Origin of the sequence: Nocardia caishijiensis NBRC 108228, from assembly GCF_001612825.1 — a bacterium.
GTDB lineage: Bacteria > Actinomycetota > Actinomycetes > Mycobacteriales > Mycobacteriaceae > Nocardia > Nocardia caishijiensis.
Genome location: NZ_BDBE01000025.1, coordinates 568,143 through 582,172 on the forward strand (window position 1 = coordinate 568,143; position 14,030 = coordinate 582,172).

At 68.9% G+C, this 14,030-nt stretch carries 12 protein-coding genes and 1 pseudogene; 5 read left to right on the forward strand and 8 right to left on the reverse strand.

The window, feature by feature from the left end:
* Positions 1–40: 40 nt before the first annotated feature.
* On the forward strand, positions 41–472 hold the full coding sequence (locus NC7_RS09490; protein ID WP_067981128.1) for an NfeD family protein: 432 nt from the start codon (positions 41–43) through the stop codon (positions 470–472).
* 5 nt (positions 473–477) lie between these two features.
* Positions 478–1,707 carry an SPFH domain-containing protein gene (locus tag NC7_RS09495; protein ID WP_067981129.1) on the forward strand — a complete coding sequence of 410 codons (1,230 nt, stop codon included), beginning with the start codon at positions 478–480 and terminating at the stop codon, positions 1,705–1,707.
* A 22-nt stretch (positions 1,708–1,729) separates the two neighbouring features.
* Here NC7_RS09495 and NC7_RS09500 read toward each other — a convergent pair whose 3' ends face one another.
* Positions 1,730–2,974, reverse strand: a complete 1,245-nt coding sequence (locus NC7_RS09500; RefSeq protein WP_084458231.1) for a molybdopterin-binding protein — start codon at positions 2,972–2,974, stop codon at positions 1,730–1,732.
* A gap of 142 nt (positions 2,975–3,116) precedes the next feature.
* Between NC7_RS09500 and NC7_RS09505 the strand changes: the two genes are divergently transcribed.
* Positions 3,117–3,980: an isocitrate lyase/PEP mutase family protein gene (locus tag NC7_RS09505; protein ID WP_174550210.1), complete on the forward strand. Its 864-nt coding sequence runs from the start codon at positions 3,117–3,119 to the stop codon at positions 3,978–3,980.
* 1 nt (position 3,981) lies between these two features.
* Here the strand turns inward: NC7_RS09505 and NC7_RS09510 are convergent, their stop codons facing one another.
* Both NC7_RS09510 and NC7_RS09515 read right to left on the reverse strand, forming a co-directional pair.
* A complete protein-coding gene (locus NC7_RS09510) occupies positions 3,982–4,608 on the reverse strand; it encodes a DUF305 domain-containing protein (protein ID WP_067981132.1) in 627 nt (208 codons plus the stop codon).
* Entirely contained in the window at positions 4,605–6,167 is a 1,563-nt protein-coding gene (locus NC7_RS09515; protein WP_067981133.1) for an LVIVD repeat-containing protein, read from the reverse strand. The genes NC7_RS09510 and NC7_RS09515 overlap by 4 nt, the downstream gene beginning before the upstream one ends.
* Before the next feature lie 216 nt (positions 6,168–6,383).
* On the opposite strand from NC7_RS09515, the gene NC7_RS09520 reads away from it, so the two are divergent.
* On the forward strand, positions 6,384–8,111 hold the full coding sequence (locus NC7_RS09520) for a BCCT family transporter (RefSeq protein ID WP_067981134.1): 1,728 nt from the start codon (positions 6,384–6,386) through the stop codon (positions 8,109–8,111).
* 35 nt (positions 8,112–8,146) lie between these two features.
* Here NC7_RS09520 and NC7_RS09525 read toward each other — a convergent pair whose 3' ends face one another.
* Together NC7_RS09525 and NC7_RS28430 are read right to left on the reverse strand one after the other, a co-directional pair.
* A complete protein-coding gene (locus NC7_RS09525) occupies positions 8,147–9,019 on the reverse strand; it encodes a 3-methyladenine DNA glycosylase (RefSeq protein WP_067981320.1) in 873 nt (290 codons plus the stop codon).
* Positions 9,020–9,357: 338 nt separating this feature from the next.
* A pseudogene (locus NC7_RS28430) lies at positions 9,358–9,763 on the reverse strand (hypothetical protein); the annotation flags it as partial.
* 46 nt (positions 9,764–9,809) lie between these two features.
* Here NC7_RS28430 and NC7_RS09535 point away from each other — a divergent pair.
* Positions 9,810–10,994 (forward strand): AI-2E family transporter, encoded by a 1,185-nt coding sequence (locus tag NC7_RS09535; protein ID WP_067981136.1) that lies wholly within the window; start codon positions 9,810–9,812, stop codon positions 10,992–10,994.
* Between the two features lie 82 nt (positions 10,995–11,076).
* On the opposite strand, the gene NC7_RS09540 is transcribed toward NC7_RS09535, so the two are convergent.
* The 3 genes from NC7_RS09540 to NC7_RS09550 form a co-directional block, all read right to left on the reverse strand.
* Positions 11,077–11,349 (reverse strand): hypothetical protein, encoded by a 273-nt coding sequence (locus NC7_RS09540; protein ID WP_067981137.1) that lies wholly within the window; start codon positions 11,347–11,349, stop codon positions 11,077–11,079.
* A gap of 78 nt (positions 11,350–11,427) precedes the next feature.
* Positions 11,428–12,492 (reverse strand): hemolysin family protein, encoded by a 1,065-nt coding sequence (locus NC7_RS09545; protein WP_067981138.1) that lies wholly within the window; start codon positions 12,490–12,492, stop codon positions 11,428–11,430.
* Positions 12,485–13,840, reverse strand: a complete 1,356-nt coding sequence (locus tag NC7_RS09550; protein WP_067981321.1) for a hemolysin family protein — start codon at positions 13,838–13,840, stop codon at positions 12,485–12,487. Before NC7_RS09550 ends, NC7_RS09545 begins: the two co-directional genes overlap by 8 nt.
* Positions 13,841–14,030 lie beyond the last annotated feature (190 nt).

Here is a 14,030-nt window from a genome sequence, read left to right on the forward strand (position 1 = left end):
ACCCTGCCCGTGACGGGCCGATCGGGGCTAGGCTTGGGGCGTGGCCGCAATAGTCTGGCTGATCGCGGGCCTCGTGCTGGCGGCGGCCGAAATGCTCACCGGGGATCTCACGCTGCTCATGCTCGGTGTGGCGGCACTGGCCACCGCGGGCATCAGCGCCGCCGCCGACCTGCCGCTGTGGGGTGACGCGCTCGTGTTCGCGGCGATGGCCGGGGTGTTGTTCCTCGGCGTGCGCCCGGTGCTGCGCCGTCGATTCGGCACCCCGCCGCCCACACCGACGAATGTCGATGCGCTGACGGGGAAGTCGGCGCTCGTTCTCGAGGACGTCGCCGAGTATTCGGGTCGGGTCAAACTCGGTGGCGAAGTGTGGACGGCACGTCCGCTCGATCCGAACGAAGTCTATGAAGCCGGTGTGACCGTCTATGTGATGAAGATCGACGGCGCCACCGCCGTCGTCTGGAAGGGTCCCTAGAGTCCATGGTTGCCTTGATCGTGGCCGCTGTCCTCGTCCTGTTGGTCGTGGTGGTGGTCTTCAAATCGATAGCGCTCGTTCCGCAGGCCGAGGCGGCGGTGATCGAACGGCTCGGTCGGTACTCGCGCACGGTGTCGGGACAGCTGACGTTCCTTGTCCCGTTCGCCGACCGGGTGCGCGCCAAAGTCGACCTGCGCGAACGGGTCGTGTCGTTCCCGCCGCAGCCGGTGATCACCCAGGACAACCTCACCCTGCAGATCGACTCGGTGGTGTACTTCCAGGTCACCAGCCCGCAGGCCGCGGTGTACGAGATCAGCAACTACATCGCCGCCGTCGAGCAGCTCACCGTCACCACCCTGCGCAACGTGGTCGGCGGCATGACGCTCGAGGAAACGCTGACCTCGCGCGACCAGATCAACAACCAGCTGCGCGGCGTACTCGACGAGGCCACCGGCCGCTGGGGTCTTCGGGTGGCCCGGGTGGAGCTCAAGTCCATCGATCCGCCGCCGTCGATCCAGGAGTCGATGGAGAAGCAGATGAAGGCCGACCGCGAGAAGCGGGCCATGATCCTCACCGCCGAGGGCACCCGCGAATCGCAGATCAAGACCGCCGAGGGCGCCAAGCAGGCCCAGATCCTGTCCGCCGAGGGCGCCAAGCAGTCGGCGATCCTGTCGGCCGAGGGCGAGCGGCAGAGCCGCATCCTGCGCGCCCAGGGTGAGCGGGCCGCCTCGTACCTGCAGGCCCAGGGTCAGGCCAAGGCCATCGAGAAGGTGTTCGCCGCCATCAAGAACGGCAAGCCGACCCCGGAACTGCTTGCCTACCAGTACATGCAGACGCTGCCGATGGTCGCGCGCGGCGACGCCAACAAGGTGTGGTTGGTCCCCAGCGATTTCGGCAAGGCCCTCGAGGGTTTCGCCCAGAACTTCGCCACCAAGGGCACCGACGGTGTGTTCCGGTACGAACCGAGCGACGAGAACACCCCGCCGGTGAAGATCGAGGACGACTCGGACGTGGCCGACTGGTTCGAGACCGCCTCGGACCCGAAGATCGAGCAGGCTGTTCGCGCCGCCGAGGCCACCGCTCGTCAGCCGGTCGAGGGTTTCGAGCCGACACTGCCGAAGAATCTCGGCCCCAAGCCGGAACGAAATCTGCCCGAACCGCCGCCGGTCGGACCCGACCAGGCGCAACCGGGCGACCCGTACGGTCGTCCGTGGCAGCCGCCCCAGCAGGGGTAGGGGAGCCGCGAGCTTCGTTCCGTCAGCGGGGGAGGGGCAGGAGTTCGACGAGGGTGCCTCGGCCCGTTCCCGGTGGGAGGACCGCCAGGGCCTGGCAGCCGATGAGCCCGGCCAGGTGCGGTGTGTGGGCGGGGCCGGTGCTGCGCCAGACGCCGCCTGTCTGTTGCTGGACGGGGACGATGCGGGTGGCCTCGCCCGCCATCACGCCCGCGTCCGAGAGCCTGCCCCACATGGTGGGGCCGGGGACGCGCAGGGTGAGGGCGTCGATGACGGCGGGGCCGACGGCCAGCAGCGCGGCGACGGCCGCGAGCGGGTTGCCGGGCAGGCCGAGCAGGACACGTCCGTCGGGGAGTTGGGCGACGAGTGTGGAGCCGCCGGGGCGGATCGCGACCCGGTCCACGACGATGCGGGCACCGAGGTCGGCGAGCAGGGTCCGCAGGTGGTCAGCGGCGCCCCGGCCGGTCGCTCCGACCATCACCACCAGGTCGGCGTGCGATTTCAGGGCCAGCCAGGAACGCAGCAGGTCGCGTTCGTCGGCCAGATGCCACAGCCCCGTGCTCTCGATATCGCAGCAGCGCAGGAACTCCGGTAGCACCGGGCCGAGCGAATCGCGGGTCTCGCCCGGGCCGAGCGGCCCGACGGCCCGGATCTCGTCGCCGGTCATCACCACATCCGCGCGCAACGGCCCACGCACCGTGACGGTTTCGGCTTCGGCGCTGAGCGCGGCCGACACCAGCGCCGCCGATACCCGCGTGCCCGAGGCCGCCAATTCTGTTCCACTGGACCAGTTCTCGCCTTGGCGTCGAGTGTCGTCCCGCACCGGTGCGTCGGGTGCCCGCAACACCACCGGCTTGCCCGACACCACGGTGGTGACGATGTGTTCGTCACGCAGGGTGGCCGTGGTGCCCAGCGGGGTGGCGGCACCGGTCGCGATCCGCACCGCCTCGCCCGGCGCGAGCACCACCGAGCAGGCCCGTCCGGCGTACCCGACCTGCTCGTGCACCCGCCACCACGGCCCGGGGCCCGCGACCGCGTACCCATCCATCGCCGCGGTGTCCACCCTCGGCAACGGCGTCGCGGCCCGCAACGGCACCGCCAGCGTGGCCCCCAGCGCCTCGGCCACCGGTAGCTCACGCACCCCTACCGGCTCCAGACCCGCCGCGATCCGCGCACGCACCTGCTCCAGCCCGCACCGCATCACCGGAACGATCTCCGCCCGCGCGCTCACCACCACGTCCAACCTTCCGCCCGCCGCTACTGCGCCCATCGTCCGCACCCCCCATTGCCCCCGATTTTCTCCCCAGTTGCCGCCCGATGACGTTGTCCTCACCCCCACCCGCCCCGCCCGGTGCGATGTGGATCGGCGTGGTCGTGGTGCGGGGAAGGGGATGGCGTGGCTGAATGGAGGGGTGGACACGGGACAGCGGGCGCGGGCACAGTCGTTTGTCGAGCTGCATCGGTCGGGGTGTTTTCTGCTGCCGAACGCGTGGGATGCGGGCAGTGCGCGGGTGCTCGAGGCGGCGGGGTTCGCGGCGATCGCCACCACCAGTGCCGGTGTCGCGTTCTCCTACGGCAGGCCCGACCACGATTTCCGCGCGGAGGCGGAGGAGGGGCGGGTCGATCAGGCCACGATGATGCGCCGGATCGGCGAGATCACCGGTGCCGTGGGGATTCCGGTGAGCGCCGATCTCGAGGAGGGGTTCGGGCCGGACGTGCAGGCGGTGGCCACCACCATCGCGGAGGCCATCGCGGTCGGTGCGGCGGGCGGCAATATCGAGGACTTCACCGGCGTGCGCGCGGCGCCACTGTTCGACGAGGTACACGCCGTGGACCGGGTGCGGGCCGCCCGCGCGGCCGTCGCCGCCAGCGGGGCGCCGTTCGTGCTCGTGGGCCGCACCGATGCCCTGCTCGTCGGCGCCGGACTCGACGAAGCGATCCGCCGGAGCAACGCCTACCTCGCGGCGGGCGCCGACTGCGCCTTCGTCCCCGGTGCCGCCGACGCCGACACCATCGCCACCCTCGTCCGCGAACTCGACGGTCCCCTCAATGTCGTCATGGGTCTCACCGCCACCCTCACCATGGCCGAACTGGCCGATCTCGGGGTCCGCCGGGTCACCGTCGGCGGCAGCATCGCCCGCATGCTCTACCGTCACCTGTTCGACGCGGCCCGCGAACTGGCCGACCACGGCACCTTCGGCTACGCCGACGACCAGCTCGGCCAGGACACGCTGAACGAGCTGTTCACCCGCCGGAACCGCCCGGGCGCCGAGTAGTTCACGGCCGCACCCCCCGCACTTCGAGCAGCACACCGAGCGAGCCCATCTCCCGGCTCTGCGACTGTGCCATGGACCGCGCCGCCTGTTTGACCGGCCCGTCGGTCAGTAGCGCGTCCACGGCTCGAGCCATCGTGATCCCGCCCGCGTGATGGTGGTACATCAGCCGAAGGAACAAGACTTCCGCCGCCGAGCCCCGTGCCGAGGTGAGGGCGTCGAGTTCGGCCTGTGTCACCAGCCCCGGCATCACCGTGGGACCGGTCGAATGGTGGTGTGCGGTCATCCAGCTCATCGGTGTGTTGGCGGTCGGCGCGGCACCGGCGAGTTGCGTCCAGCCGAGCAGCGTGCCGATCTCGACCCGCTGGGTGTCGGCGATCTGTTCGGCGAGCGCCAGCACCCCGGCGTCGACGGCCGGGTCGAGTCGTTGCACGAGGAGCATCGCCTGTTGGTGATGTGCTGTCATGTCCTGCACGAACCCCAGCTCGGTCGGGCTCAGCACCGGTGCGGGAGTGGCTCTCTCGGGAACGACCAGCGGACGCAGCGCGGCGCCGAGCACCAGCAGGAACACCGCGACGGCCAGTGCCGCCGCCGCCCCGAGCGCCCGCCGGGGACCGTCGGGCATCGTCATGACCCGAGCGTCGAAACCTGGTCGGCGGGTGCCCGATACACCGCCTCGTCCAGGTGCAGCACCATGAACCCGTTGTCGGAACAGGTGACATAGAGCTGATTGCCCCGCCATTCCGGCGGTGACATGCACCAGTCCGCCGACAGGTCACCGAACGCGACCCGCCCCGCCCGCGCCGACAACACCTGCGCCGGGTCGAACAGCCCGTCGGCCATCGCCCGCAGCGCGGCGGGGGCACTCATCGCGGGGATGCCGATGATCGAGGCGAGCGCGTGCGGTGAATTCCAGATCTCGAGGTTGCGCCCGGTGCGGGCGGGCGGATTGAAATAGGCGATCTCGCGGATCGCCTCGGGGTCGCGCACATCGAAGACCCGGATGCCCGAGGAGGTCCAGCCGCAGGCGAGCGCGGTCGGATTCGCGGGCCGGTCCGCGGTGCAGTAGTGCGGATCGTAGGAGAACAGCGAATTGCCCATGGCCGAACCGATCTGAGCGTCGATGTGTTCACCGAGATTGATCTCGAGTTTGATCTTGTTCACGATGCGCGGCGCGGTGTCGTCGGAGACGTCGATGAGCTTCACCCCACCGGAACCGCCCTCGTCGACCGTGAACAGGTGCGGCACACCGTCATAGGTCACCGGCACGCTGTGCTGGGTGGCCCAGCCGTCGGTCCAGAAGGTGCGCCCGAGGTGGGGGACCTGCGGATTCGGGTCGCGGCGTTGCACGGCACTCACATCGAGCACCGTGAACCCACCGAGCGCGGAGATGTAGACCCGGTTGCCGTCCGGGCTCACCCCGAAACCGTGGGCCTCGATGCCGGTGAGACCCTGCCAGATCACGTGCGGATTCGTCGGATCGGTCAGATCGATCGCGCTGAGCAAGCCGGGCGCGATACCCGACGCCCAGTACGTGCGGCCGTCGGGGGAGAAGCCGCCCTCGTGCGTCGTGATCGGCAGCGGCATCAAGGGATTCGTGCCGGGCCCCGGGTTCAACAGCCGGGGATGGGCGCAATCGGAGATGTCGTACACCGACAGCAGGCCCGCGCCCAACGCGAGCGGAACACCGGTGCCAACCAGCAGCTTGCGGGTCGTGTTGACCTTCAACGTCTCCCAGGTGCCCGCCAGCATCGCGGGCTCGGCGAGCGTCGCGGTGTGCCGGGGGTTCGCCGGATCGGAGACATCGAGTACCTGAACGCCCGGATGTTCACCGAGCAGGGTGCCGGGGAAGAACGACCCGACATAGGCGCAGTGTTCGAAACTGGTCGAGGTGATCCCGGCGCCGCGTCCGGTGTACCCGCCGACCATCGACATGTTGCAGTGATAGCCCTGGGCGCTGCGACCACTGTCCCGGTCGGCGGCGGGCACGTCGCCCTGCATCCCGGTCTCGGGCGCGGAACCGGGACCACAGTCCGCGCGTGGCACCGGTGTGCGCCCGATGTCGAAGAATTCGTGTACCAACTGCTCGAAGGCCGGATCCGCGGCCGCGCCCGAGGGCAGTCCGATCGCGACCAGCGCGGCCACCGCCGCGAAGACGGTCGCGCGCACGACCCGAGTCCACAGGTGCATCGTTGCCTCCTCGATCCCCCGACGACAGCTGACTCAGACAGTCGTCTGCGCGAATCGTAAAGCAACCGAAAGATTGCCGGACGGAATTCCGGGGAACCCGTTCAGGGCTGGGTCGTGCCTTACCCGAGGTCCGCACCGATGCGCTGTACGGTTGCTGCGACCGGCCGGTTCGTCTGGGCGGGCCGGGTGCGTGCGGCCGGAAAGGATTACCGATTCATGTCGAACAACGTTGTTGGCAGTTCCGGTGGCGCGACACCGGGTGCGGTACCCGGAGGCGCCTCGCGCAAACCGGGGATCGATCGATTCGTCTTCGCCGCCACCGCGATCGGCGCGCTGGCCTTCGTCACCTGGGGCGTCCTCGACGACGAAAGCCTCGCCGCCGCGGCGAGTTCGGCCCAGAAATGGGTCATCACCAATACGGGTTGGCTGTTCGTGCTGGTCGCGACCGCCTTCGTGGTGTTCGTGATCTGGCTGGCGGTCAGCCGCTACGGCCGTATCCCGCTCGGCGCCGACGACGAGCAGCCCGAATTCCGCACGGTCTCCTGGATCGCCATGATGTTCAGCGCGGGCATGGGCATCGGTTTGATGTTCTGGGGTGTGGCCGAACCGTTGTCGCACTTCGTGAATCCGCCGCCACACACCGTCGAGCCGGGCTCACCGGCCGCAGCCGAAGTCGCGATGGCGACCACGCTGTTCCACTGGACGCTGCACCCGTGGGCGATCTACGCCGTCGCCGGTCTCGCCATCGCCTACGGCACGTTCCGCAAGGGCCGCTCGCAGTTGATCTCCTCGGTGTTCCGGCCGCTGCTCGGCCGTCACGCCGACGGTCTCGGTGGCCGTGCCATCGACATGATGGCGATCTTCGCGACGCTGTTCGGCTCGGCCGCTTCCCTCGGTCTCGGTGCCCTGCAGATCGGCGCGGGCATGGAGTTCAACGGCTGGATCGACGGCGTGGGCAAGATCGGTCTCGTCGCCGTCATCTCGGGTCTGACCGTGGCGTTCGTGTTCTCGGCGGTCTCGGGCATCGAACGCGGTATCCAGTGGCTGTCGAACGTGAACATGGTGCTGGCCCTGGCCATCGCGGCGTTCGTCTTCATCGCCGGGCCGACCCTGTTCGTGCTCAATCTGCTGCCGATCGCCATCGGCGACTATGTCGAGATGCTGCCGACCATGGCCTCGCGCACCGGCGCCGGTGACGAGGCGATGAAGGCGTGGCTGTCGAGTTGGACGATCTTCTACTGGGCGTGGTGGATCTCGTGGACCCCGTTCGTCGGCATGTTCATCGCCCGGATCAGTCGCGGCCGCACCATCCGCCAGTTCGTCACCGGTGTGTTGCTGGTGCCGAGCGTGGTGAGCCTGCTGTGGTTCGCGGTGTTCGGCGGCGCGGGCATCGCCGAACAGACCAAGGACGGCTCGCTCACCGAACCCGACGGGTCGGTCGACTCCGACTTCGCCCTGTTCCACCTGCTCGACCAGTACCCCCTCACCTCGATCACCACCGTGGTGGTGATGATCCTCGTCGCGATCTTCTTCGTCTCCGGTGCCGATGCCGCCTCCATCGTGATGGGCACCCTGTCCGAACGCGGCAGCATCGAACCCTCGCGCTGGATCGTCATCTTCTGGGGCGCGGCGACCGGCGCCGTCGCGGCGATCATGCTGGTCATCGCCGATTCCGACAACCTCGGTGGGGCGTTGACCGGTCTGCAGGCCCTCACCACCGTCGTCTCGTTGCCGTTCCTCGTGGTGATGATCGCGATGTGCTTCGCCCTCTACAAGGACCTGCGCGACGACCCACTGATCGTGCGCGCCGACCGAGGCGCGGAACTGATCGAGATCGCCGTCGACAAGGGCACCGAACTGCACGACGGCGACTTCGCCCTGGTCACCGAACCGGCCACCGACGAGATCGTCATCGACCTGACGAAAAAGGACACCGCCGACTGACCGCCCCCCGCGGGGCTCGTGGCCCCGCAGGGCGGTCAGCCGGGGAGCTGCTCGAGGGTGGTCGACAGGTCGGTGCAGGCCGTGCGTAAGCGGGTGCGGAGTGCGTCGGCGGTTTCGGCGATGGCGGCTTGGGCGCGGACATAGTCGGCTCGGCCGGTAGGGGTTTCGATACGGATCGGTTCGTAGCCGAGTGCGCGCAGGTCGTAGGGGCTGGCTCGCATGTCGAGTTCGCGTGCGGTGCAGGCGAGTTCGAAGCAATCGAGGAGTAGTGCGGAGGGGATCAATGGGGTCAGTTTGAAGCCCCATTTGTAGAGGTCCATGTTCGCGTGGAGGCAGCCCGGTTGTTCCCGGCGCACCTGGTCGGCGCGGGTGAGCGGCTCGGCATTGCGTCCGACCGCGTCGGGGGTGAAGAACCGGAACGCGTCGAAATGCGTGCACCGCAACGACATCGACTCGACCACCGCGTCGGTACCCGCGTGCCCCAGTCGTAACGGCACCTGCTGATGGCGCACCTCATCGGTCCGGTACACCATCGCCCACTCGTGCAGCCCGAAACACGACAGCTGTGCCGGGCGGGTGGCGGTGGCGGTGAGTAAGCGGTCCACGAACTGCACCGTGGCGCGCCGCTTGGCCAGGTAGGCCGGATCTGCCGTGAACACATCCTCGTCCACTCGGTGGTAACCACGAGCCCCGTCGTACTCGCGCGCTCCCCGCAGTCCGATCCCGAATCCGGGATGCCACCGTCGCAACTGCGCGGGCTTGTTGCCGTAGTAAGTGAACAGGAAATCGATGACCGGATGGGTGGTACCGGCCGCCCGCCGCTCCAGATACGGGCCGACCAGCCTGTCCAACCGCTCCCGGTGCGCGGACGCGGCGGCCCGCCACTCGACCTCGGGCAATACCCGCAGGTCGAGAGCGTGGTCCGGGTCGGCGTGCTCGCTCACCCGAACATTCTCTCGCACCGATTCGGCGCGGCGGATTCACCCCGAATCACGGGGTGGGCCGCTGGTCAGGGGCGGACTACGGTGGGCCCGCTAGTCGGCTTCCGGCACGCATTCGACACGAGTTCAGCGCGAGGACCTGCCGAGCAGGACGCGTCATGAACGGCCCGGCCTGCTCGGCGCGGTGGACGCGGCGCAGGAAACGCAGCCCGAAGTTGTAGAAGGCTGTGTTCCGCAGGTGCGCGCCCGCGTCCGAGAAGCCGAGCCGCACACCGGGATCGACGCCGAGCCGGTTCAGGATGCCGAATCGCGTTGAGCCGCCGCCTTTCCCGCCACCCGGCATAGGTCGACGGCAGTGTGCGCGAGCGTGCGACCTCGCCGTCGAGCTTGTCGAGTAGCAGTTGCTGCGCCGACATGCTGACGAACCCGGCGTCGAGCGGCTCGGCCAGCCAGGCCTCATTCGCGCCTGTTGACCTCCTCGACGCGGCCGATGACGTGCGGGCGCGGAATCGCCTCGACGCGGCCGAACAGGTCACCGGCGGCGGTGGGCTCCACGTGCACCGTCGACAGCAAGCAGGGCCCCAGCCGAGGCCGCGACGACACGATCTCCCCGCAGGCCGAGGTGGCGGACGGAGAACCGGCGCCGTCGAACCAGCGGCCGCCGCGGCCTCTGTCGGGCGGCCCGCGGGCGCGCCGACGAGGAATGCTCATTCTGCGGCAGTCGCGGGGCGCATGCCAGACTAGCGGCGTGGGCGCGATGGGGAACAAGGACGCTGCGGCGCGAACGGACGGACAGCAGGGACGTGATCGAGGCGAGGTGATCGGTGACGGCCTGCTGTGGCTGGCCAAATGGGCGCTGTGCATCGTCGCGATCGCGGCGGGTGCGTGGGTGCTCGGCACGATCGCGGGACGGCTGTGGGTGGTGCTGCTGCCGGTGGCGTTGGCGGTGGTGGTGACCACGATCCTGTGGCCCGCCACCCGATGGCTCACCGCGCACCGGATGCGGCCCGCGCTGGCCGCGACGATCACGCTGGTGAGTTTCCTCGCGCTGGTGGCGGGAGTCATCGCGCTGATCGTGCCGTCGGTCGCCGATCAGGCACCGGAACTGGCCGACAAGTCGACCGCCGGGGTGAACCAGGTGCGTGACTGGATCCAGGGGCCACCGCTCAACATCCGCGACGAGCAACTCGACTCCGCCGTCGACGCCATCGTGTCGCGACTGCAGTCCAGCGGCACCCAGATCGCCAACGGTGTCTTCACCGGAGTCTCCACCGCGACCTCGGTCCTGATCGCGGTGTTCCTGGTTCTGGTACTGGTGTTCTTCTTCCTCAAAGACGGTCCGCGCCTGCTGCCGTGGATGCACGTCGTGTGCGGCAACCGCAGCGGTCGCCACGTCGAGGCCGTGCTGGAACGGGTCTGGGCGACCCTCGGCGGGTTCATCCGCACCCAGGCGATCGTCAGCCTGGTCGACGCGGTCCTCATCGGTGCCGCCCTGTTCATCCTCGACGTGCCGTTGGCCCTGGTCCTGTCGGTGATCACGTTCGTCGGCGGATTCGTCCCGATGGTCGGCGCGTTCGTGGCGGGCGCCCTCGCCGTCCTGGTCGCCCTGGTCGGCAACGGCTTCACCACCGCGCTCATCGTCCTCGGCGTCGTGATCGCGGTACAGCAGCTGGAAGGCAATGTGCTGCAACCGGTTCTGCAGAGCCGCAGCATGGAACTGCACCCGGTGATCGTGCTCCTCGCGGTGACCGCGGGCGGCTCGCTCTACGGCATCACCGGCGCCTTCCTCGCCGTCCCGGTCGTCGCCATGATCGCCGTCGTCCTGCGTTATCTCGGCGAGCAGATCGACGCCGCGACCAGCCCACCGGATTCGGCGGACTGCGAAACAGCGGCGACGGCAGCGGACCCGCTTGCTGGAACGCCACCAGGCGACCCCGCCTGAGCAGGGCATATCAGTTCAGTCACGTCCCCTGAGAGCTCGGGGCGGTCGTTTCGCCGTACAGTCGACGACAGGGCGCGTCGGTTCAGTGATCTCTCGGACGCAGCAGCGTGACGAGTCCGAGCACGGCCATGACCACCAGCCACACGGCAGCTCCGAGTCCGGCCAGGATCAGCGTGCCCCACACCATGATGAACGGTCCGTACTCCGCGACTCGGCCCCAATAGCCGCAGGGGCCGACATCGCCCGGGATCGCCGCGCACTCCGGATGCGCGTCGGCGGCGAAGGCGAGGGCCGCCAGGGTCGAAACCAGCACGGCCCCAACGAAGATGAACGTCAGGTGCCGGAGAGGTCGCATGAGGCTCGACCCCAGCGACTCGGAGCGCGCTCGTGTTTCCAACAGCACGGCGAGGTCTTCCGCCCGCCGGGCGCGAAATCACTCGGGCTTGCGATGAGTCCCGTCACGCACGGTACCGACGAACTCCTCCACCAGATCCTCCAGCGCGACCACACCGACGGTGTTGCCCCGCGCGTCGACCACCCGCCCCAGATGGCTGCTGGTGCGGCGTAACCGGGCCAGCGCCTCGTACAACGTGGTGGTCGTGGTGACCGTCGGCAACGGGCGGATGTCGGTGCGCGGGATCTTGGTGTCGGGACCCGCGTCGTCGTCGGCGACCTCGTCGAGCACGTCCTTGATGTGCAGGTAGCCCACGAGCGAACCGTCGCCCGCGCGCACCGGGTACCGGGAGAACCCGGTCTCGGCCACGGCGGCCTCCACGTCGCCCAGGGTGGTTCCGTCGCCACGCAACGGCACCGAACGCGCCTGCGCCAGCGGGACCATCACATCGCCGACGATCCGCTCCGAGGTACCGAGAGCCTGGGTGAGCCTGCGGTGTTCCTCCTCGTCGAGCAGACCCTCCGACCGGGACTCGCCGATCATCTCGGCCAGTTCCACCGTCGAGACCGTGGCGTCGAGCTCGTCCTTGGGCTCGATGCGCAGCATCCGCAGGGTGAGATTCGCGGCGTGGTTGTAGACCGCGATGAGCGGACGCGCGATCCGCAACCACAGCAGATGGATCGGCACCAGCAGCAGGGCCGAGCGCTCCGGCCCGGCCAGCGCGATGTTCTTCGGGACCATCTCGCCGAGCAGGATGTGCAGGATCACCACCAGGGTCAACGCCAGCGCGAAACCCACCGGGTGCAGCAGCTGATCGGGCAGGCCGAGCAGTTCGAACGGCCGCTCGATCAGGTGCGCGATGGCCGGTTCGCCGACCCGGCCGAGCAGGATCGAGCAGATGGTGATGCCGAGCTGCGCGGCGGCCAACATCATCGACAGGTTCTCACCCGCCTCGATCACCGTCGCGGCCTTCTTCTTCCCCTGGGCGACAAGGGCTTCCAGACGGTCGCGACGGGCGGAGATGAGTGCGAACTCGGCCGCGACGAAGAAGGCGTTGCCCGCGAGCAACACCACGGTGAGGACGATTCCGAACAGGTCACCCATGGTTGTGCTCCCGTGCCGCGAGGTTCGCGTCGTCGACGGGCACCAGCCGCACCCGATCGATCCGCCGTCCGTCCATCCGTTCCACCCTGGCCACCCAGCCACCCGCACCGCCACGCGATTCGGGCAGGACGACCTCGTCGCCGCCCACCGGAATGCGGCCGAGCTGGGTGAGGACGAGTCCGCCGAGAGTTTCGTACTCGCCCTCGGGTGCGTCGTACCCGGTCGCGCGCGACACCTCGTCGATGCGCAGCAGGCCCGAGCAGTCCCAGCCGTCGCTCACCCGGCGCACGTCGCGTTCCTCCTCGTCGTGCTCGTCGCGCACGTCGCCGAGGATCTCCTCGATCAGGTCTTCCATGGTGACCATGCCCGCGGTGCCGCCGTACTCGTCGACGACGAGCGCCACCTGCATGCCGTCGGCGCGGACCCGTTCGAGCACTTCGTCGCCGTCGAGACTGGCGGGCACGATCGGCACCGCGACGGCGAGCTTGCCGAGCGGGATCTGCTTGCGCAGATGCGCCGGGTGGGTGAAGGCGTGCTTGACGTGAACGACGCCGAGGGTGTTGTCGAGATCGCCGTCGATCACCGGGAACCGTGAGTACCCGGTGCGGGCCGCCGCGGCGATGAGGTCGGCGATGGTGTCGTCACGGTCGAGCGACTCCACCTTCACCCGAGGGGTCATCAGGTCCTCGGCGCTGCGTTCACCGAACTCGAGGGAGCGGTCCATCAGCTGTGCGGTGCGCTGATCCATCGCGCCACGCTGGGCCGAGGTGCGCACCAGTGACCCGAGTTCCTGCGGTGACCTGGCCGAGCGCAGTTCCTCGGCCGGTTCGATGCCGAACCTGCGCACCAACCAGTTGGCGGCGTTGTTGAGGAAACGGATCAGCCATTTGAAGAACGCGGAGAACGCGATCATCGGCCCCGCGGTGATCCGCGCGGTGGTCATGGGGGTGGAGATGGCGATGTTCTTGGGCACCAGCTCGCCGTAGATCATCGACAGCGAGGTCGCCAGGATGAGGGCCAGTGCCAGGGCGACGCCCTGGGCCGCGGCCTCGCTCAACCCGAGGGCGTCGAGCGCGGGAGCCAGCAGCCGTGCCAGCACGGGTTCGGCGATGTAGCCGGTGATCAGGGTGGTGATGGTGATGCCGAGCTGGGCTCCCGAGAGCTGGAACGACAGCGTGTTGTGCGCCTGTTTGACCATCCGGGAGCGGGTGTCACCGGAGCGCGCGGCCGATTCGACGGTGCTGCGTTCCAGGGCGGTGAGGGAGAATTCGGCGGCCACGAAGAGGGCAGTGCCGAGGGTCAATGCGGCGAAACCGAGCAGGCTGAGCACTGTCAGCACGATGGACATCCTCAACACCACCCATGGGGTGCCGGGGTGAGACCAGAGGATCGGGTGGACGCTGCGAAAAGGAGGACGCCGGGTTTGTCACCCGGCTCCGTAGAGGAGCCCTCCTGTGTGGCGCCCTTGGACGCGGGTGACAACTGGATCCTTTCGAGGTGGGAAAAGAAGCTGTGCCGAGATCGGCAACTCCATAGTA

Bases quoted from the DNA above. Each gene is read 5' to 3' on its own strand.
- NC7_RS09500 (WP_084458231.1), bottom strand. From the start codon at position 2,974: ATGGGCGCAGTAGCGGCGGGCGGAAGGTTGGACGTGGTGGTGAGCGCG.
- NC7_RS09495 (WP_067981129.1), top strand. From the start codon at position 478: ATGGTTGCCTTGATCGTGGCCGCTGTCCTCGTCCTGTTGGTCGTGGTG.
- NC7_RS09540 (WP_067981137.1), bottom strand. From the start codon at position 11,349: ATGCGACCTCTCCGGCACCTGACGTTCATCTTCGTTGGGGCCGTGCTG.
- NC7_RS09515 (WP_067981133.1), bottom strand. From the start codon at position 6,167: ATGCACCTGTGGACTCGGGTCGTGCGCGCGACCGTCTTCGCGGCGGTG.
- NC7_RS09550 (WP_067981321.1), bottom strand. From the start codon at position 13,840: ATGTCCATCGTGCTGACAGTGCTCAGCCTGCTCGGTTTCGCCGCATTG.
- NC7_RS09545 (WP_067981138.1), bottom strand. From the start codon at position 12,492: ATGGGTGACCTGTTCGGAATCGTCCTCACCGTGGTGTTGCTCGCGGGC.
- NC7_RS09535 (WP_067981136.1), top strand. From the start codon at position 9,810: ATGGGGAACAAGGACGCTGCGGCGCGAACGGACGGACAGCAGGGACGT.
- NC7_RS09510 (WP_067981132.1), bottom strand. From the start codon at position 4,608: ATGACGATGCCCGACGGTCCCCGGCGGGCGCTCGGGGCGGCGGCGGCA.
- NC7_RS09520 (WP_067981134.1), top strand. From the start codon at position 6,384: ATGTCGAACAACGTTGTTGGCAGTTCCGGTGGCGCGACACCGGGTGCG.